This is a genomic window from Trichocoleus desertorum AS-A10, from assembly GCF_039962155.1.
GTDB lineage: Bacteria > Cyanobacteriota > Cyanobacteriia > FACHB-46 > FACHB-46 > Trichocoleus.
Map to the genome: position 1 here is coordinate 84324 of NZ_JAMPKN010000014.1, position 19606 is coordinate 103929.

16 protein-coding genes and 1 tRNA gene are annotated in these 19606 nt (G+C 49.8%); 15 read left to right on the forward strand and 2 right to left on the reverse strand.

What is annotated here, in order from left to right; all coding sequences use genetic code 11:
* Positions 1 to 135 precede the first annotated feature (135 nt).
* Positions 136 to 2520, reverse strand: a complete 2385-nt coding sequence (locus NDA01_RS18305; protein WP_348229117.1) for an endonuclease MutS2 — start codon at positions 2518 to 2520, stop codon at positions 136 to 138.
* A gap of 400 nt (positions 2521 to 2920) precedes the next feature.
* Between NDA01_RS18305 and NDA01_RS18310 the strand changes: the two genes are divergently transcribed.
* The 7 genes from NDA01_RS18310 (at position 2921) to NDA01_RS18340 (ending at position 10657) form a co-directional block, all read left to right on the forward strand.
* Positions 2921 to 4084, forward strand: a complete 1164-nt coding sequence (locus NDA01_RS18310) for a GuaB3 family IMP dehydrogenase-related protein (RefSeq protein ID WP_190434577.1) — start codon at positions 2921 to 2923, stop codon at positions 4082 to 4084.
* Positions 4085 to 4372: 288 nt separating this feature from the next.
* Positions 4373 to 4696 (forward strand): thioredoxin, encoded by a 324-nt coding sequence (gene trxA, locus NDA01_RS18315; RefSeq protein WP_190434580.1) that lies wholly within the window; start codon positions 4373 to 4375, stop codon positions 4694 to 4696.
* A 336-nt stretch (positions 4697 to 5032) separates the two neighbouring features.
* Complete coding sequence (locus tag NDA01_RS18320) at positions 5033 to 6100, forward strand: LOG family protein (protein WP_348229078.1); 1068 nt, start codon at positions 5033 to 5035, stop codon at positions 6098 to 6100.
* 721 nt (positions 6101 to 6821) lie between these two features.
* The gene (gene bchL / locus NDA01_RS18325; RefSeq protein ID WP_190434586.1) at positions 6822 to 7685 is read left to right on the forward strand and encodes a ferredoxin:protochlorophyllide reductase (ATP-dependent) iron-sulfur ATP-binding protein; all 864 of its coding nucleotides are present in this window, start codon (positions 6822 to 6824) and stop codon (positions 7683 to 7685) included.
* A gap of 47 nt (positions 7686 to 7732) precedes the next feature.
* Positions 7733 to 9139, forward strand: a complete 1407-nt coding sequence (locus NDA01_RS18330; RefSeq protein ID WP_190434588.1) for a ferredoxin:protochlorophyllide reductase (ATP-dependent) subunit N — start codon at positions 7733 to 7735, stop codon at positions 9137 to 9139.
* 158 nt (positions 9140 to 9297) lie between these two features.
* Complete coding sequence (locus tag NDA01_RS18335; RefSeq protein ID WP_348229079.1) at positions 9298 to 9855, forward strand: hypothetical protein; 558 nt, start codon at positions 9298 to 9300, stop codon at positions 9853 to 9855.
* Between the two features lie 160 nt (positions 9856 to 10015).
* Entirely contained in the window at positions 10016 to 10657 is a 642-nt protein-coding gene (locus NDA01_RS18340) for a DUF3318 domain-containing protein (protein ID WP_190434596.1), read from the forward strand.
* 105 nt (positions 10658 to 10762) lie between these two features.
* On the opposite strand, the gene NDA01_RS18345 is transcribed toward NDA01_RS18340, so the two are convergent.
* Positions 10763 to 11635 (reverse strand): 7-carboxy-7-deazaguanine synthase QueE, encoded by an 873-nt coding sequence (locus tag NDA01_RS18345; protein WP_431193440.1) that lies wholly within the window; start codon positions 11633 to 11635, stop codon positions 10763 to 10765.
* A 228-nt stretch (positions 11636 to 11863) separates the two neighbouring features.
* On the opposite strand from NDA01_RS18345, the gene NDA01_RS18350 reads away from it, so the two are divergent.
* From NDA01_RS18350 to NDA01_RS18385, 8 genes are all read left to right on the forward strand, one after another.
* The gene (locus tag NDA01_RS18350; protein ID WP_190434603.1) at positions 11864 to 13153 is read left to right on the forward strand and encodes a glycosyltransferase family 4 protein; all 1290 of its coding nucleotides are present in this window, start codon (positions 11864 to 11866) and stop codon (positions 13151 to 13153) included.
* A 160-nt stretch (positions 13154 to 13313) separates the two neighbouring features.
* Complete coding sequence (gene yqeK, locus NDA01_RS18355; protein WP_431193441.1) at positions 13314 to 14021, forward strand: bis(5'-nucleosyl)-tetraphosphatase (symmetrical) YqeK; 708 nt, start codon at positions 13314 to 13316, stop codon at positions 14019 to 14021.
* Between the two features lie 3 nt (positions 14022 to 14024).
* Positions 14025 to 14456: a ribosome silencing factor gene (gene rsfS, locus NDA01_RS18360; RefSeq protein ID WP_190434608.1), complete on the forward strand. Its 432-nt coding sequence runs from the start codon at positions 14025 to 14027 to the stop codon at positions 14454 to 14456.
* Positions 14457 to 14513: 57 nt separating this feature from the next.
* Positions 14514 to 15011, forward strand: coding sequence for a CGLD27 family protein (locus tag NDA01_RS18365; RefSeq protein ID WP_190434611.1), 498 nt, complete (start codon positions 14514 to 14516; stop codon positions 15009 to 15011).
* 94 nt (positions 15012 to 15105) lie between these two features.
* Entirely contained in the window at positions 15106 to 16095 is a 990-nt protein-coding gene (locus NDA01_RS18370) for an asparaginase (RefSeq protein WP_431193442.1), read from the forward strand.
* Positions 16096 to 16145: 50 nt separating this feature from the next.
* Positions 16146 to 16222: transfer RNA gene (locus NDA01_RS18375), tRNA-Met, on the forward strand.
* A gap of 237 nt (positions 16223 to 16459) precedes the next feature.
* Positions 16460 to 18106: a slr1306 family protein gene (locus NDA01_RS18380; RefSeq protein WP_348229080.1), complete on the forward strand. Its 1647-nt coding sequence runs from the start codon at positions 16460 to 16462 to the stop codon at positions 18104 to 18106.
* Positions 18078 to 19511 carry a DUF697 domain-containing protein gene (locus NDA01_RS18385; RefSeq protein WP_431193443.1) on the forward strand — a complete coding sequence of 478 codons (1434 nt, stop codon included), beginning with the start codon at positions 18078 to 18080 and terminating at the stop codon, positions 19509 to 19511. Before NDA01_RS18380 ends, NDA01_RS18385 begins: the two co-directional genes overlap by 29 nt.
* The last annotated feature ends 95 nt before the right edge of the window (positions 19512 to 19606 follow it).

Sequence of the window (19606 nt, forward strand, 5' to 3'; positions counted from 1 at the left end):
AACGAGTAGCCTGACGCAATCCAATCACCCTCTTGGATAGAGACAGATCCAGTCCGCCTCTTTCCTAAGATAGACCGCCGCGATCGCAGAAATGCTCCTGAGCTATTGCAATTTTACTAACTGAATGGTCCACCTTCATTTGAGATAGGCAACCGTTACGCCTGAACCGCCTTCCGCTTGTTCGGCTAGTTCAAACCGCTCGACTTGGGGATGGTGCTTGAGAAACTCATGCACGCCTTGGCGTAAACGACCAGTGCCATGACCATGAATAATCCACACGGTTCCCTGACTTTGAGCTTCTCTAATTGCAGCCTCAAGGGTGGCTTCTGAATCGGCCACACGACTGCCCCGAATATCTACGGTATTGCGAGAGGTGCGAATCACCGGAGCAGGCTTTACCTCTACCGGAGCAGGTTCTGGGGCTGGCTTGGGCTTGGCTACTATTTCTGGCTTTTGCCCATCCAGCGATTCGACATCCTGGAGTTTCACTGTCATTTTCATCAAGCCAAACCGCACCGTCAGCTCGCCATCGTCATCGGGACCGCTAAGGACGTCGGCGGTCTGACCTAAGCGGGGAATCCGAATGCGATCGCCGACTTGGGGACGGAAAGCAGGCTTGGGTGGTGCTGGCTTCTGTTTCGAGGGCAGACGGCGACCCGCAATCTCATTCAGCGCGTTGGTGGCTTTTTGCGCTTCCTGAGCAGTCATCGGGCCTTGCTGCAACTGCCGAATTACCTGGGCAATTTCCCCTCTGGCTTGGGCGATCGCGTCTTGTACCGCTCGTTCTTGCGCCAGTTGCAAATCCCGCTCCCGCTCTTGAAGTGCCGTTGCTTTCTGAGAAACTTGGCGATGCAACCGTTCTGCTTGCTCTAGCAGTTGGGACGCTTCTTGAGCTTTGGTTTCTTGCTGTCGGCGCTGTGCTTCCAGGCCCGCAATTACCTCGTTTACCTCTTCGGACGCGCCACCCACATATTGCTGAGCTTGGGTGGTGATTTCTGCCTTTAAACCGAGGCGACGCGCGATCGTCAAAGCATTGGAACGACCTGGGATGCCCCACAGTAAGCGGTACGTGGGTGAGAGCGATACATCATCAAACTCCACGGCGGCATTTTCAAACCGATCGTCCTGGTACTTCAGAGCTTTGAGTTCGCCGAAGTGAGTAGTCGCGATCGCCAGTTGAGCCTGATCTGCTAAGTACTTCAATAAAGCTACTGCTAGGGCGCTACCTTCCGAAGGATCGGTACCTGCGCCGACTTCATCAAGCAGCACCAGCGATCGCTCGGTCATGGCCTCCAGGATGCGACTAATCCGGCGAATGTGCCCGGAAAACGTGGAAAGGCTCTGCTCAATCGACTGCTCATCGCCAATGTCAGTCAGAACTTGGTCAAACCAAGGAATTTCTACAGGTTCGCGAGCCGGGATAAACAGCCCCACCTTCGCCATCAAAGCCGCTAAGCCCAAGGTTTTCAGCGTCACGGTCTTACCGCCCGTGTTGGGTCCGGTGATGGCGACCACACGAATTTGGGGCCGAATCATTAGATCGATGGGGACTACGGCTCGCCCTTGTTCGTGCTGTTGTTGCCAGACCAGAAGTGGATGGCGCAAATTTCGCAACGTCACGTTTTCCCCTGCCACTCGATCGACAAAGCGGGGCGGATTGGCTTGCAACCACAAGCTGTAGCGGGCGCGGGCAGTGGCTAAGTCGAGTGTCGTCGCGATCGCCAACAACCGCTCCAAATCCACCTTAACTTCAGCCACTTGAGCGGTTAGCACTTGACGTACCGCTTCTTCTTCCGCTTGTTCTCGCCGCAGCAATTGCCGCAACTGGTTATTCAACTGCACCGTGGAATGCGGCTCGACATATAGCGTCGCCCCACTCATGGAAGTGTCATGAATAATGCCTGGAATTGCGTCTTTCTGCGGCGCTTTTACCGGGAGTACAAAGCGATCGCTTCGCTGTGTAATCAACTGTTCCTGCACCGCATTCGATTGCCGTTGCAGAATGCTTTGCAACATTTGATAGACGCGATCGCGTACCTGCTTTTGCTGCTCACGAATTTCGCCCAGTTTGGGGCTAGCTCGGTCCATCACCTTGCCGCGCTCGTCAATGCAGCGGTGAATTTCCTGTTCTAATTCTGGATAGGTTCGCAGTTCTGCCACTAACTCCGTTAAGACGGGCACATCCGTCTGGTTGTCGATCACGCGGCGGAGGTTACGTGCTCCTGCCAATGTTGTCGCGATCGCAAATAATTCTTCTCCAGTCAATAGCCCTTGGCGTTCTGCCCGTTCTAGCGCCTCCCCAATATCACTGATGCCCTCAAACGAAAGCCCCGATGCGAGGCGACTTTCTAGTTGATAAACTTCTTTGGTTTGGGCCAGCAACCCTAAACTTTCATCTAATGTATTGGGAATGGTGAGGTGTCGCGCTGCGATCGCCCCCAACTTGGTAGCCGCAAAGGTCGATAAATGTTGGCACAGGCGCGGCCATTCTAAAAGGTCTAAAGTTTCAGCTTGAATCAAAGTCTGAGTGCCGAGTCTCAATGAATGGGTGACTGGGAATTGATTAAATAATCTTAAACTTAGCGAGTCCGAATCATCGAACCTCTACGCTTCTATCTATATTGTAACGAGCTGCTTCTGTCCTGCGATCGCCTACCATCCACACCCAGCAACATTAGTCTTTTGAAGATTGAGAATTTCGGCCAGCAGGCTGATCGTTAAGTTCTTTTAGCTTTTGACAAAGAAATAGATAGTCCAGGGTTAAACTAAAAACCGCTTAGTGCTTTCCCGGATAGACAGACAAAATTACGCGATCGCGACACCCTTAATCGAAAAAGACCAAATCCTTAACGCTGACAAGACCCATCCTTCACCCAAATTTGGTAGTCTAGTCCAAATGGTCTTGTGAAGAAATAGAAGCGTGGAAATTCAACTTGGGCGGGGTAAGACGGCTCGTAGAGCATACGGATTCGACGAAATTGCGTTAGTGCCCGGTCAGCGGACGCTTGATCCGAGCTTGGCCGATACAAGCTGGAAGATTGGTGGCATCGAACGGCAAATCCCAATCATTGCGAGTGCAATGGATGGAGTCGTAGATGTCAAAATGGCTGTGCTCCTATCTCAGTTGGGAGCGTTGGGTGTATTGAACCTAGAGGGCATTCAAACCCGCTATGCTGACCCCAACCCCATTCTGGATCGAATCGCTTCGGTAGGAACCACTGAGTTTGTTCCCCTGATGCAAGAGCTTTACGCAGAGCCGATTAAACCAGAGCTGATCGAGCAGCGAATTCAAGAAATTAAGAGCCAAGGCGGTATTGCTGCGGTTAGCGCAACTCCCGCTGGAGCGGCCAAGTTTGGTTCGATTGTGGCTAAAGCAGGCGCTGATCTGTTCTTTATTCAAGCAACGGTCGTTTCTACAGCCCATCTATCTCCAGAGTCCATTGTGCCCCTGGATCTAGCTCAGTTTTGCCAAGAAATGCCCATGCCTGTGATTCTAGGCAACTGTGTCACCTATGAAGTGGCCCTAAACCTGATGAAAGCAGGAGCAGCAGGCGTATTGGTCGGCATTGGCCCAGGTGCGGCTTGTACTTCTCGGGGAGTCCTGGGTGTGGGCGTGCCTCAAGTCACCGCGATCGCCGACTGTGCCGCAGCGCGGGATGACTACTACCAAGAAACGGGCAACTACGTCCCCGTGATCGCGGATGGTGGACTGGTGACAGGTGGCGACATCTGTAAGTGCATTGCTTGCGGCGCGGATGGAGTGATGATTGGTTCTCCCTTTGCTCGCTCAGCCGAAGCACCAGGTCGCGGTTTCCACTGGGGTATGGCGACTCCTAGCCCCGTCTTGCCACGCGGAACCCGAATTCGAGTCGGCACCACAGGCACACTAGAGCAGATTCTCCGTGGTCCCGCCCAACTTGATGACGGTACTCACAACTTCCTCGGGGCTTTGCAAACCAGCATGGGCACCTTAGGCGCTAAAAACATCAAGGAAATGCAGCAAGTTGAAGTCGTAATTGCTCCCTCTTTGCTCACTGAAGGCAAGGTTTATCAGAAAGCGCAACAGCTAGGCATGGGCAAGTAATTTTACTTCCCAATAAATTCTTAAAACTTTTCCGGTCTCTACCCAGGAACCCTGGAAAAAATAAAGCTGTCGCTTACAATAGAAGTAGCGGAGACGCATGTTTCCGTTCACTCCTCACACCACACTCCGCCTGGACTTACCGTTCGGGCGGTTCTTAACTTTAAAGGAAGATTTTCTGAGGATTGGTGCTCTGGAATCTCTACCTAAATGTATAAGCTTTAAGAGCCAAGGGGACTGTTTTGTCTATGATAAAATTTTGGAAAACAACGTAGGCAAGGATTTCCGAGCATGTCAGCAGCCGCACAAGTTACGGATTCTAGTTTTAAGCAAGAAGTACTTGAGAGTGAAGTTCCAGTTTTAGTCGATTTTTGGGCTCCTTGGTGCGGTCCCTGTCGGATGGTCGCTCCTGTCGTTGACGAAATTGCCCAACAGTACGACGGGCAAATCAAGGTCGTCAAAGTCAACACTGACGAAAATCCTAGCGTTGCTAGCCAATATGGTATCCGCAGCATCCCAACGCTAATGATTTTTAAGGGAGGGCAGCGAGTTGATATGGTAGTTGGCGCTGTACCAAAGACCACCTTAGCGAACACTTTAGAAAAGTATCTTTAAGTTGATCGGGCCAAACCATCTTGTTGAGAAATCTTTTGTATTTCAGGTCTTATTTGATTCAATAGCCTGGTTTACGAAGCTTTGTCTGCTTTAATGTCTTAGAACTTAAGCCTTCTCTTAATATCAGCGCTTGGGATGTAAATGCCGAAGCGCTTTTTGCATTTTTTTATATTTTTCACCCTTAACGACTGCACCAAGTTTTAGTGCGTTCCTGCTAATTTTTACGGGTCCAGTGTTGATCCCTACCGTTATCCCTCAAGCCTCAGCTTCCTTCTGGGACGTACAAATCCTCTGGGAATCTCGGTAGAATAGAATGCCGCCAGTTGAGAATCATTCATGGTCTCCTCGTCATCTTTCAACGAGCTTGCATCGCTCCAGACCAATCTCACTGAATTAATTAATCGTCTGCCGACACATGAGCAGGGAGAGTTAATTCAACAAGCTTTGGTCACTATTATACGGATGGCCGAGGGTGAAGTAGACCGCTTGGATTGGAAGATTGTGACTGCTTCCTTACAGGATATGGAGCGAGCCTTTAAGGCTTTCTATCCTTACCGTCACGTTCGCAAAATTTCTATGTTTGGGTCTGCCCGGATTCAACCCGACAGTGTTGAGTATCAAATGGCTGCTGAGTTTGCCCGTCGCATCACAGAACAAGGTTTCATGGTGATCACCGGAGCAGGCGGCGGCATTATGCAGGCAGGCAATGAAGGAGCGGGAGTAGGTCAATCCTTCGGCCTCAACATTCATTTGCCTTTTGAGCAAGGAGCCAACCCTTTTATCCAAGGCGATCCCAAGCTGGTTTATTTCAAGTATTTCTTTACTCGTAAGCTTGTGTTCTTAAAGGAAAGTGACGCTCTAGCGCTGTTTCCGGGTGGCTTTGGGACGCAAGATGAAGCTTTTGAGTCTTTAACGCTCAGTCAGACTGGTAAATCTGCTCCTGTGCCTCTGGTGTTGATCGATCGCCCAGGTGGAGATTATTGGCGGAGCTGGGCTGAATACATTGACAAGCAGTTGCTACAGCGAGGTTTAATTAGTCCAGAGGACCCCAGCTTGTATACGATTACTGATGACCTAGATTTGGCTTGCGAGGCGATCGCGAGTTTCTATCGAGTGTTTCACTCTAGTCGTTATGTCGGCAGTCTACTGATCATTCGGCTCAAATCCGAGTTAATGGATAAAGATATAGAAAAGCTGAATGAAGAGTTCAGTGACATTGTGGTGAAGGGTCGGATCGAAAGAAGCAAAACCCTGCCACAGGAAGCTCCAGACGAGACAATCGACTTGCCTAGATTGGCCTTGTATTTCAATCAACGTGATTTAGGCCGACTGTACCAACTGATTGCTGCTATCAATCGCTTGGGTCTACCTTCTCCTAACACCGAGCACCCAGAACAAAAGTAATCACCATCTTTGTCATCTTTACGAGTTGGGGCGAGATTCACTCACCCCAATTTTTTTGTGGATATTGTTGGAGGATTAGATGCGATGTGACGTTTGATAAAGCTTTGAGGCTGATCAGGGCAAAATTCACCATATTTAACAAAACTCTTGAAACTACCTGGTCTCGCCTTTTTCGCCTGAGGATATGTACTTATCGTAGGTTGATTTCAAGTTGGCGATCGCCCTTCACCCAATTGTTCACTGCTGACTAAAACTGCTGAGTATTCAAGCGTTTCCAGGTTCAAGCCATTGAAGCAGAGACAAAGGGAGCCTAGAGTGTCGCGATCGCCGCTTAATCATTTCTGGCCCTTCATGTAAGAGATTGAGTGGGTTAAGAGCGATCGCGGTTTGAAAGAGTCCAAATCCTCTCTATATAAGAATTGAGTCAGAACATTTTTTGTTTTTTGTTCCAATTTCTATAAAAACTGTTCAACAAAACTAGTTAATTGAATTTTTCTAGCCCTGAATTAGGTTCTGATAGATTTAACCCTCTTAGAGAGCTCTCACAGCTTTCTAGCATCCTTATGCGCCTCCAAACGTCTTCACACCCCCTTTCTTTTCCTTGGAGGTTCAACAATAATGCATTCAACAGGTTGACTAAAGCGCATTCCACGGTCACACCAAGCGCCGTGCAGCTAATGCGTCCCCCAGATTTTGATACGAAGCTATAGGAGAGACTGGCGTGAAACTAGCAGTTTATGGCAAAGGCGGAATTGGCAAATCGACAACGAGCTGCAATATTTCAGCTGCTCTAGCCAAGCGCGGTAAAAAGGTTTTACAAATTGGCTGCGACCCAAAGCACGACAGCACATTTACCCTCACGGGCTTCTTGATTCCCACTATCATTGACACACTGCAAGCCAAAGACTATCACTACGAAGATGTCTGGCCAGAAGATGTCATCTACAAAGGCTACGGCGGCGTGGATTGCGTGGAAGCTGGTGGTCCACCCGCTGGGGCAGGTTGCGGTGGCTACGTGGTAGGTGAAACCGTCAAACTGTTGAAAGAACTCAACGCTTTTGATGAGTACGACGTAATTTTGTTTGATGTCTTGGGCGACGTCGTTTGCGGTGGCTTTGCGGCACCTCTCAACTATGCTGACTACTGCCTGATTGTGACTGACAACGGCTTCGACGCTTTGTTTGCAGCTAATCGGATTGCGGCTTCTGTCCGAGAAAAAGCTAGAACCCACCCCCTACGCCTCGCTGGCTTGATCGGCAACCGGACTTCCAAGCGCGACTTGATTGACAAGTACATTGAAGAAGTGCCCATGCCTGTACTCGAAGTGTTACCTCTGATCGAAGACATCCGGGTTTCCCGAGTCAAGGGCAAAACTTTGTTCGAGATGGCCGAGTCTGATCCTTCCTTAAACGTTGTCTGCGACTACTACCTCAACATTGCTGACCAGATCTTGGCTCAACCCGAAGGTGTCGTACCCACCGATACTCCTGATCGGGATCTGTTTGCTCTATTGTCCGATTTCTATCTCAACCCCGCCCCAGCGCCCAAGAGAGAAGACGAAGAACTAGATCTAATGATGGTTTAAGCACCAGCCGCCCCAAATTAATAGAACCCTGGAGAGGAACACCGTTCATGACCCTTGCTGATACTCAGCCCCAAGCCCTCAATTTTGAGTGTGAAACTGGTAACTATCACACCTTCTGCCCGATTAGTTGCGTGGCTTGGCTCTACCAAAAAATTGAAGATAGCTTCTTTCTGGTCATTGGCACCAAGACCTGCGGCTACTTCCTACAGAACGCGATGGGCGTGATGATCTTTGCCGAACCTCGCTATGCGATGGCAGAACTGGAAGAAGGAGATATCTCAGCTCAGCTCAACGACTACGAAGAACTCAAGCGTTTGTGTGATCAAATTAAGCGCGATCGCAACCCCAGTGTGATTGTTTGGATCGGCACCTGCACTACCGAAATCATCAAAATGGACCTGGAAGGCTTGGCTCCCAGGCTAGAGTCGGAGATTGGGATTCCGATTGTGGTGGCTCGCGCTAATGGCTTGGACTACGCCTTCACTCAAGGAGAGGATACTGTTCTAGCGGCAATGGCTCAGCGCTGCCCAGACAAGCCTGCGACGACCGAGGCAGGTAAAAATGAGCAAAATGCGATCGCCAAACTGCTCAACTTTGGTCGCAAGAAAGAAGAAGTCGCCGCCGAAGAATCGGAATACGCCGAGCATCCGCCTCTAGTTCTGTTTGGCTCATTGCCTGATCCTGTCGTTACGCAACTCACCTTAGAGTTGAAGCGGCAAGGAATTAAAGTCAGTGGCTGGCTACCTGCCAAACGTTACACCGAGCTGCCCGTAATCGAAGAAAACTACTACGTGTCTGGGGTAAATCCTTTCCTCAGCCGCACTGCTACTACACTCATGCGTCGTCGCAAATGCAAGCTGATTGGTGCTCCCTTCCCCATCGGTCCCGATGGCACCAGGGCTTGGCTAGAAAAAATCTGCTCAGTCTTCGGCATTGAACCCCAAGGTTTAGCCGAGCGGGAAGCTCAGATTTGGGCAAGCTTGGAAGATTACCTCCAGTTAATTCGGGGCAAATCTGTCTTCTTTATGGGAGACAATTTGCTAGAAATTTCTCTGGCTCGCTTCTTGATTCGCTGTGGCATGAGTTGTCCAGAGATCGGCATCCCTTATATGGACAAGCGCTACCAAGCGGCTGAACTGGCGCTACTAGAGAAGACTTGTCACGAAATGGGAGTGCCAACCCCCCGAATTGTCGAAAAGCCTGACAATTACAACCAAATTCAACGGATTCACGAACTCAAACCAGACTTAGTGATCACTGGTATGGCCCACGCCAATCCTCTGGAAGCGCGCGGTATCAATACCAAATGGTCTGTGGAGTTTACTTTCGCTCAGATTCATGGCTTTACTAACTCCCGTGACATTCTCGAGTTGGTAACTCGGCCCCTTCGTCGAAACAATAATCTGAAAGACCTGGGTTGGGATAAGCTGGTCCGAGAAGAAGCCAAACTCTAGTCTGTCAGCATCTACCTCCTGTGATCTATACCTCTGCTCTGCCCCCACCCTTGGTGGGGGTTTTGTCTGATTACCTCTTCTCAGATAAATTCAATAGGGCAGAGGATTAAGCATTTTGATTTCACCCGCTTGCTTAGCGAATCACCGATGAGGCACCTATGGGCGCGACATTGCAACAGATTGCCAAATATTTAGATAACAAAGGTTGGACTTACGATCTTGATGAAGCAGACTATCGTATCGTCACAGGCGTTGAGGCGGATAATCTAGAAAACTTCGTCATCGTGGTTCAGCTAGACGAGGAAGGCAAGTTCTTTAAACTGTTCGCCCCTCAAGTCCTTTCGGATATCCAAAATCACCCCCACAAAAATGCCATCCTGCAAACTATGTTGTGCATCTCTTGGGAAACTAAGATGCTGCAATGGGAATACGATCCGTCCGATGGTGAAATTCGAGCCATCATTGAATTTCCGCTCGAAGATTCTCTATTGACAGAACGCCAATTTAACCGCTGTTTAGCAGGGTTAGTGCAAATCGTAGATGAAGTTGCAATGCCACGATTGCAAGCTGTGATGGAGACTGGGCAGGACCCAGGCTACGAAGAAGAAGGGGAAAGACTATTACTGGCGCTGCAAGAACAAGCACCGGGACTTTTGGAGCTGTTAGAGCGAGCAATGGAAGCTAGGAAACGACGCGGTACGTTTCCGTCTGAGTAAATAATAAATAAGGCGGAGGCGATCGCTAGTTTATTCTTGCTGATGTAATTCTCGTCTAATGCCCTAGATTAACTAGATAAGCAGAGAATTATTGGCATAGAAAGACGGCTATACTCCAAAGTAGTATCTTTTCTTGTTGCGAGTTGCCAAGGCCCGGACTATGACATCGTATGCAACCTCCACGACCAGAGCCGAGATGAGCGAACTCCGGCGTTTAAAAGCCTTGCTACCTCCTGAACTGCAAAGTTGGGTCATGGTGGAGGGAGCCACAACTGTTAACCCTCCCCTGATTACGGCTGAAGAGATTGGCAAGGATCAAGTTGAAATTCAGATTGACTTAATTCGCTGGGAGCAACTAGCGATCGATCAGCGTAACTTACTATTTTGGCACGAAGTCGCTCGCATCCAGAACGATACAATCCCCAAAGATGGTTGGGAAATGGCAGCTTTAGCCATTGGTCTGGGTGGCGCTGTAGGAGAACTTTGGGTCCAAGATGGGTTGCTGTTGCTGCTAGCCCTAGGATTGTGTGGGGTTTCGGGCTACCGCTTGTTCCAGAAGAACAATAACGAGCGTACAGTACGAGAAGCGATCGATGCTGATGAGAAGGCGATCGCCCTAGCAACTCGATTTGGCTATAGCTTACCAAATGCTTACAAGAGTCTGGGCAGTGCCCTCAAAGCTTTAATTGACCAAACTCCCAAGAAGCGGCAACGAGGCAAATACGAAGCCCGTTTGGAAGCTTTGAAGCGCAGTGCAGCGAAAGCTAAAGCCAAAGCCAAGGGTAGCCGTCCGGAACTGTAAGAAATCTATTATTGAGTCACGTTGTTGAGACTTTTTAGTTGAATCAAACGGAGTTGGGGAAACACTCAGCTCCGTTTTAACTTATGCCAACTCCCTAACTCTGCCTTACAGTTGGCCCAACATTTTATGAGTTTGGGGGACAACCCGAACTTGTTTTAAATAGCGCTTCATCAGAGTTTGCCAGGTCAGAACTTGATCGGGAGTGGGTGGCGAAAAATCATGACCCAGGGAGTGAGCAGCATCTAGGGGAGTTACAGGTTGAAGAAAGACTGGAATCGCTGGATCCACCGCAGCTACTAATTCAGCCGTCTGCTCTAAATCTTCTAGTTTGGTGGCTTGGGAGGCGATCGCCTTGACAAACACTTCTACCGAAGCATCATGACAGCGTCGGAGAAACTCGGTATGAGCTTGCCACAGAGTCTCACCACTGACGCTGGGTAGCTTCACATCCATCCCGACAGCATCTAGATACGGCAAAATCATTGCCAACTGCTCAGGGCGATGCCCACCACTTTCGAGGTAAATGGGCAGTCCTGTTTGCTGACGCACTTGAGGTAAAAATTCGGCTAGAAATGCTGCGTGCAGCAAAGGTTCGCCTCCTGTCAGGCTAATACTGTCGTGTAGCCCTGGCTGATTTTGCCGCTGCACCCACTCCAATAAAGTGGGTAAAGTCACTGGATTAGGATGCGTCTCAAAATCTCGTAGTCCAGGCGATCGCTCAATTTGACAAGAAGTAGGGGCCGTCCAGGTATGAGCGCTATCACAGAAGTGGCAACGTAAATCGCAGAAGGCAAACCGAATAAAAAGTTGGCGCGTGCCTACATTTAGTCCTTCGCCTTGGATAGCTGAAAAGACTTCAACCAAGCGAGCTGTGGCGGTGTCAGCGGTCATCTCAACAATTGCCGTTAGCAGGGAAAACCCATTGTAGACGACCAAACAGCGCAAAATTCGGGGTGTATCTAGGTTCAGTGGCCCCACTCAGAAAAACAGCCGCTTTTAGAGGAAAGGTTCATCGGATCTTTAAAAGAACAAAATCCTACAAAAAGATTCGCTGAAGCATAACCATTAAAGTTTCTTAAGTATGTGATCTATCGCTAAGTTGCTAGTGAGGACGCAGCAACATTCTAGAGTCCTATGCAACATAGGCAAACTCTGAAGGTGTGCGTTGGACTCGCAGCTCCGTAGAACGATCTAAGTTTAGCGACTATGCGAATTCTGATTTATTCCTATAATTACCATCCAGAGCCAATCGGGATTGCCCCCTTAATGACCGAATTGGCAGAAGGATTGGTGCAACGAGGCCACGAAGTTCGCGTCGTCACTGGCATGCCCAACTACCCCCAACGTCGCATTTACGACGAATATCAAGGGAAGTGGTATGTCACTGAAGAAAAAAACGGAGTTACAATCCAACGCAGTTTTGTTTGGGTGAAGCCAAAGCCTGGTTTACTCGATCGCATTCTCCTAGATGGCAGCTTTGTCTTGACCAGCTTCCTGCAAGCCATGCGCGGTTGGCGGCCTGATGTCATCTTGCTCACGGTTCCACCTTTACCCGTTAGTGTTCCTGCTGCGCTACTCGGCTGGATACGACGCTGCCCAGTGGTACTGAATCTACAAGATATTTTGCCTGATGCAGCGGTGCATGTCGGGCTGTTGAAGAGTAAGACTATGATTCGTGTCTTCTCAGCCTTAGAAAAATTTGCTTATCGCACCGCCACCAAAATCAGCGTGATTACGGAGGGGTTCGTGGACAACCTCACCGCGAAGGGAGTTGATCCAGACAAGATGGTCTGCATTCCCAACTGGGTGGATGTCAACTTCATCCGACCCCTGCCTAAAGAAAACAATGCCTTTCGAGTCGCCCATAAACTCGAAAACAAGTTTGTCGTCCTCTACTCTGGCAATATCGCGCTGACCCAAGGGCTAGAAACAGTCGTTGAAGCCGCTACCCGCCTGCGCCACATTCCCGAAATCGCTGTAGTGATTGTAGGTGAGGAAAAAGCGCTGCAAGGCTTGCGAAACTACTGCCAATCTCGAGGGGCAGATAATGTACTGCTCTTGCCTTTTGCACCACGAGAGAAATTGCCGGAAATGCTCGCCGCCTCTGACATTGGCTTGATTGTGCAAAAGAGCAATGTGATCTCTTTCAATATGCCATCCAAAACCCAGGTGCTATTGGCAAGTGGTCGCCCCATTATTGCCTCAGTTCCTGACACTGGAACGGCTGCTAGAGCAGTCCAGCAAAGCGGGGGGGGTGTTGTAGTTGAGCCAGAAAGCCCTGAAGCACTGGCCGCCGCCATCTTGGAACTGCACGCCAATCCTGCTAAAGCCCAACTGCTAGGCCAGAAAGGTAGACAGTTTGCGGTTGAGCGCTATGCCTTTGACCAAGCACTTAACCAGTATGAGGCTCTGTTTAAGACGGTGGCAGCAAACGCTTCTAATAAGCGTCCTGTTTTACCAGAACTTGTGACTGAAAAATCCTTGGTCGATCTCTAAATCTTCTAGGAGAGAAACTTCACACTGAAAACCAGTGTTAGCCCAGGTATCGTGGTATCTGGGCATTTTTGTACGGTTTACAAACCCCTAACTTTAGGTGCTGATACCAATAATTCAGCTAAAATGGGAGGCAGATTGAATAAATCTTTCCTCAAAAATTTTGCAGGTCAAACCATCTTCTAGTTTGGGCAATCGTCCCTCTAATCACTCTCCAAATGCTTCTGGCCCTCTCCCTCCTGGCATTGACTATCAGCCAGGTATAGTAGAACGCGCACGGGTGTTGAGTTGGCTAGCAGAAAATGTGCCTGACGCGCGGCTCAAGCATATTTTGAGAGTGGAGCAAACTGCTGTAGAGCTAGCTCAGCATCATGGTCTAGATGTAGAGAAAGCGGCCCAGGCAGGCTTGATGCATGATCTAGCAAAGTATTTCAAGCCCCAACGTCTCCTAGAAATGGCTGAAGCTGAGGGTTTGGAGATAGACCCTGTAGAGGCGGCCCATCCTCACTTACTTCATGCACCCGCAAGTGCCATTGTAGCTAGAGATGAGTTTGGGATTGAAGACGAAGAAGTCTTGCAAGCTATCTGTGACCACACATTAGGTAGACCTGGAATGGGTTTATTGAGTTGTGTTGTCTTTTTAGCAGATAGTTTAGAGCCAGGACGAGGAGAGAATCCTGAATTAGAGACCTTGCGACAAAGCAGTTTGCAGGATTTACACCAAGCAGTTTACTTAACTTGTGACTATTCTTTGAAGTATTTTCTCAATACCCATCGGCTAATTCATCCTCGAACTGTTCTCACGCGCAATTGGTTCTTGAAACGATCGCATCCCACGAATTCTGTTATTACACAAGGAATTGAGAACTAAATAATGACCGATTTCAAAGTACGTTCTTACCCAGCGGTTGCTACTTCATCTCAACCAGCTGATGTGGCGAAGCAAGATACTAGTAAGCAATTGGCTTTGATGGTTGCTGAAGCTGCCGACGATCGCAAGGGAGCTGACATTGTCATCCTCAAAGTCTCTGAGGTTTCCTACTTAGCAGATTATTTTGTCTTAGTCACAGGTTTCTCCAGCGTCCAAGTGCGGGCGATCGCACGCTCCATTGAGGACAAGGTAGAGGAAGAATCCCAACGCTTCCCACTCCGCACAGAAGGCCAAGGCGATGGTACCTGGATGGTGCAAGACTACGGCGATGTTATTGCCCACATCTTTATGCCAGAGCAGCGAGAATTTTATAATCTTGAAGCCTTTTGGGGCCATGCGGAAAAAATTGAATTTTCCACGTTGGCAAAGGATTAGGTAAATTAAAGGGACTAGATGGCTCTCGGGTAGCCTCTGCACTTGCTAGTGTTGCCTATGGATATTTCTACCCCTATTTGTCCCGTTCCTTCTGAGCAGCAACCGCTCAACGAATACCAAGACTTGAAGGAGTCTTGGTTTTTCCGTTGGGCTACGTTACCTCTGCAAACTTACTTCACCACAATGCTCTGGATTTGGGTTTGCAGTTGGGTTGTGGTTGGGCCAGTGGCAACCTACAGCTTTTCCTGGGTGAAGCATCCAGTGCAGTTTGCGCTCAGCGGTGCAGCAGGGGCCAGCTTGATGGTGGCGCTGCCTTTACTCCGCCTATATTTGGGCTGGAGTTATATTCGCGATCGCCTCCTCAACGAAACTGTCTTCTACGAAGAGTCTGGTTGGTATGACGGTCAATATTGGCCCAAGCCGCCGGAAGTGCTGACGCGCGATCGCTTAATTGTCAGCTACGAAATTCAACCGGTTTTACGGCGTTTACAGCGCAGCTTCGGAGGTCTCATCGCGCTTTTCTGTTGTGGTGGCATTGTTTGGCAATACCTCTAAGCCTTAAATCTAAGTCCCAGAACATTAGCCGATAAAATTAGTCCCACAAAAATTAACCAAAATATTGCAAGTGTTATAGCTCTGTGAGCTAGGCTTGCCTTGGGAACTGGAGTATGTCACAGTCTTAGCCATGACTAGGGGAAAACGAACTCAAGCCGCTGAGCTAGAAGTTAGATTACTGCGTGAAGGTTTGGTCGAGTCCAGCCATCACGTCCAAGCTGTCGCCTGTGATGACCGAGGGCGGGTGTTGTCAGTTGCAGGCAATGCAGAAACTGCTACCTTTGTGCGTTCTGCACTCAAGCCGTTTCAGGCGCTATCTATAACCACAACGGGCACATTAGAGCGCTACAACCTGACCGATCGAGATTTAGCGATTATTTGTAGCTCGCACAAGGGCACGATTGAGCAAGTGCGGCAGGCTTTTAATATCCTGTGGCGGAGCGACATTGATCCATCGGCGCTGCAATGCCCAACTCCTGAAGGCAAGCGCAGCCCATTGGAGTACAACTGCTCTGGCAAACATGCTGGGATGCTAGCAGTCTGTCAACAACGCAACTGGCCGCTGTCTAATTATTTACAACGCAATCATCCAGTTCAGAAATTGATTTTGGCTAAGGTTGCCGAGCTGCTCCGCATGCCAGCCGAGGAATTTATAGGTGCACGCGATGACTGCGGTGCTCCTACTTATTTCTTGCAGTTGGGACAAATGGCGACCCTCTATGCCCAGCTTGCCTCTGGCAGCAGTTTAGATATGGAGCGAATTGTCCGAGCCATGACCCATCACCCAAATATGGTGGCGGGAGAGGGTGAGTTTGACACCGAGGTCATGCGTCTGACTCAAGGCGAGTTGGTCAGCAAATCGGGTGCTGAAGGCGTGCAGTGCATTGGTCGAGTGGGTGAAGGCTTAGGGCTAGCCATTAAGGTGGTGGATGGAGCGAAGCGAGCTAAATATGCAGCAGCAATTCACATTCTGAAGCAGCTGGGTTGGGTGACACCGGCGATCGCAGAGACTCTAACCGAGAGCTTTATTACCCTGAGTTCATTCAAGCGTTTAGACGTTTTGGGTGAATTATCCCTAATTTAGAAATTGGGGGTTGCAATCTCAGAAGCTTTTGGTTATATTAATAAAGCCGACGCGGGGTAGAGCAGTCTGGTAGCTCGTCGGGCTCATAACCCGAAGGTCCATGGTTCAAATCCATGCCCCGCCACCAAATAAAAATAAAGCTCTGTAGTTAATCGCTACAGAGCTTTATTTTTGTCTTGAATTTGTTAGCCACCCAACTACACCCTCTAGAAGCAGAGTCCTACCCGTAGAATAGAGGTATCAAGAGCAATGTGAAGCTAGGCAAGTAACACTTTTGGTCAGGCGTGGAATTTTTCGCCGCAGAAGTGATACTAGTCAGGCTAGAACTGCTAACAAAAACTTTTTATCAATTGCTGGTAATTCTATGACTGTCCTGTGGCGGCGACCTGTTTTAGTCGGGGGAGTAGGGCTTACCTTTGGGCTGTGGTTTCTAGAGAATATGGTGCACTCGTTGGCAGAGGTCAGCGGTTTAGTCACCCTAGGAGCGATCGCAGCAGGGACAGGTCTTTGGTTTCTTCAGAAACCTAACGCTCAAATTGCTCCCATTTCTGCTCCAGCGTCTCCTGTGAGCCGTCTACAGGTCAAGCAAAGCCTCACAGAAGTTGAAGACAGAATTCAGCGGTTACAAGCTGAAGTAGCCACCTTAGACAAGGTGCGCCCGGAAACCATTGCCCGGATTCCAACCCTAAAAGCGCAGCTTCAAGCCTTAACTCCGGAATTAGAGCGGCAGGCACTTCGAGTTGCCGTGGTGGGGGGACAAGCGGTGGGCAAAACTTCTTTGGTTCACGTCCTGCAAGCACAAGGGTTATCTTTATCGTCATCTGTTTCTTGGCAAGATCTACCCGCTCTGCTCGCAGCAGAAACTTCCACCCTCGATGCCGATACGATCGCTGAGGTGCAAACGGCAGACGCAGTCATTTTCGTGGTGGCAGGAGATTTGACTGCGTCAGAGTTGCAAGTGGTGCAACAACTGGCTACGGCCAATCAGCGCTTACTTCTAGTTCTGAATAAGCAAGATCAGTATTTACCCACTGAGCGATCGCTAGTCCTCAAGCAATTGCAAATTCGCACTCAAGAGTATCTAAACAGCGCTGATGTGGTGGCGATCGCGGCAGTTCCTAGCCCCTTGAAAGTGCGCCAACACCAAGCCGATGGATCGGTGCAGGAATGGATGGAACAGCCCCAACCCGAAATTAATTTACTCTTCGAGCGGTTGCAGCAGTTGTTAACTCAGGAGAGTCAGCAATTGGTTTGGGCAACCACTTGGCGCAGCGCGATCGCTTTGAAGGCTGAGGTGCAGGCAGTTCTAAATCAGGTTCGCCGCGATCGGGCCTTGCCGCTGATTGAGCAATACCAATGGATCGCCGCAGCTACGGCTTTTGCCAGCCCAGTCCCTGCTCTAGATCTCTTAGCCACCAGCGCCATTAATGCTCAGCTAGTCCTAGACCTGAGTGCCATTTATCAGCAAAAGTTTTCCTTACAACAGGCGCAGACCATTGCTAAGACAATGGCTAGTTTGCTGCTGAAATTAGGTTTAGTCGAGCTATCTACCCAGGCGATCGGTACCGTACTCAAGAGCCATGCCATTACTTATGTGGCAGGTGGGGCTATGCAAGGTGCTAGTGCTGCTTATTTAACTCGCTTGGCTGGATTGAGTTTGAGTGAATATTTTGAGGAACAAAGTGCCTCGATTCGCCCAGAGGCGGAAAATCCCCTCAGTCTCGATCGTCTGACTCAAGTTCTCAAAACCGTCTTTCAGCAAAACCAGCAGGTGAGTCTCTTCCAGGCTCTAGTGAAGCAGGTGACAGAGCGCTTTACACACACCTCCTCTCCTCAGCCACAACCTCAATTGCAATTACTCGCTGCCACAGAGCCAGCCTTACCATTGGCATCTATCCCGTTGCCAAACCTACAGCTAGCTAGCCACGAATTGGAGCTGGTAGAGGAGAATAGATCTGCGGTCAGTCTTTCCAGTACTAGCCTTGAGTCAACCTCCCTCCTCTCAACCTAACGCTCCTAACAACGCTCAGTCTGTCTCCAGTTCCGCTCGTTCTACTCCACAAGAATCACATTTCAGTCGAGCTAGAGCCAGCCTACGGGAAATCTTGGCGCGGCATACCCACCGTTTGCGGCAATTTAAGCTGCCTAACAATTTAGAGTTACAAGCGGCTTTGCAAACAGAGCTAGAGAGCTTAGCTACCACCCTGAATAAGCTGGACCAAGGAGTGATCCGGATTGCCACCTTTGGGTTGGTGAGTCGTGGGAAGTCAGCCGTATTAAATGCTCTGTTAGGCCAAAAAGTTTTGCAAACGGGTCCGCTGAATGGGGTCACGCAATGGCCCCGCTCGGTGCGTTGGGTGCCGAATGCAGACAGCAAGGTGCAAGTCGAATTAATTGACACGCCTGGCTTGGATGAGGTGCAAGGACAGGCTCGGGCCAAAATGGCTCGCGATGTGGCGCGCCAAGCAGATCTGATTTTGTTCGTGGTCTCTGGCGATATTACCCGGACTGAGTATCAAGCGTTGTGCGAACTGCGGGATGCTCAAAAACCGCTGCTTTTGGTGTTCAACAAAATTGATCTGTATCCCGATCGCGATCGCCAAGCGATTTATAAAAACCTACAGCAACTAGGAGCCAACACCAGAGACAGCCGACGCCTCCAGCAATTGCTCTCGACTGAGGAGATTGTGATGGTGGCGGCTGAGCCTGCCCCGTTGCAAGTGCGGGTAGAGTGGCCCGATGGTCGTGTCACCTATGAGTGGGAATCGCCACCACCCCAGATTGAGCCGTTGCAAGACAAACTGCTGACGTTGTTGAACCGGGAAGGGCGATCGCTCCTAGCTTTGAATGCTTTGCGGCAAGCGCGGGAAGCCGAAACCAAGATTGCCCAAACGACGATTGAGCTGTGCAGTCCGGAAGCGGAGGCGCTGATCTGGAAGTTTACGCGCTATAAAGCAATGGCGATTGCCTTAAATCCGATCGCGTTTTTGGATTTAGCCGGGGGTGTGGTAGCGGATTTAGCGCTAATTCGAGAGTTGGCGCGGCTCTACGGCTTACCGATGACTCGCTATGAGGCTGGGAAGCTTTGGAAAACCATTTTGCTCAGTTCCGGCAGTTTGCTGCTGAGTGAATTAGGCAGTGGCGTTTTGTTAGGTTTAGGCAAGAGTACGGCGGCGATCGCTTCGGGTGAGAACCCAGCCAACTTTTCTGCTTATGCTGGGGTAGCTGTGGTGCAAGCAGCGGCGGCTGGATATGGAGCCTACGCGATCGGACGGGCGGCTCAGGTGTATTTGGAGCAAGGTTGTACTTGGGGACCACAAGGGCCAAATACGGTGATTCAAGATATTTTGAGCCAAATTGAGCCGAATACGATTGTTTATCGGTTGCGGCAGGAGATTGGGGAGTTTTTGGGGTAGCTAGTGAAGCTGAGTTACCGAGTCTTGGGGGCACTCGCCCCCAAACCCCCGCTGAGGGACGGTTGCGTCCCCCAGACCCCCTCCAAACGAGCTTT

Bases quoted from the DNA above. Each gene is read 5' to 3' on its own strand.
- rsfS (WP_190434608.1), top strand. From the start codon at position 14,025: ATGACCGATTTCAAAGTACGTTCTTACCCAGCGGTTGCTACTTCATCT.
- NDA01_RS18350 (WP_190434603.1), top strand. From the start codon at position 11,864: ATGCGAATTCTGATTTATTCCTATAATTACCATCCAGAGCCAATCGGG.
- NDA01_RS18335 (WP_348229079.1), top strand. From the start codon at position 9,298: ATGGGCGCGACATTGCAACAGATTGCCAAATATTTAGATAACAAAGGT.
- NDA01_RS18380 (WP_348229080.1), top strand. From the start codon at position 16,460: ATGACTGTCCTGTGGCGGCGACCTGTTTTAGTCGGGGGAGTAGGGCTT.
- NDA01_RS18320 (WP_348229078.1), top strand. From the start codon at position 5,033: ATGGTCTCCTCGTCATCTTTCAACGAGCTTGCATCGCTCCAGACCAAT.
- NDA01_RS18365 (WP_190434611.1), top strand. From the start codon at position 14,514: ATGGATATTTCTACCCCTATTTGTCCCGTTCCTTCTGAGCAGCAACCG.
- NDA01_RS18340 (WP_190434596.1), top strand. From the start codon at position 10,016: ATGACATCGTATGCAACCTCCACGACCAGAGCCGAGATGAGCGAACTC.
- trxA (WP_190434580.1), top strand. From the start codon at position 4,373: ATGTCAGCAGCCGCACAAGTTACGGATTCTAGTTTTAAGCAAGAAGTA.
- NDA01_RS18330 (WP_190434588.1), top strand. From the start codon at position 7,733: ATGACCCTTGCTGATACTCAGCCCCAAGCCCTCAATTTTGAGTGTGAA.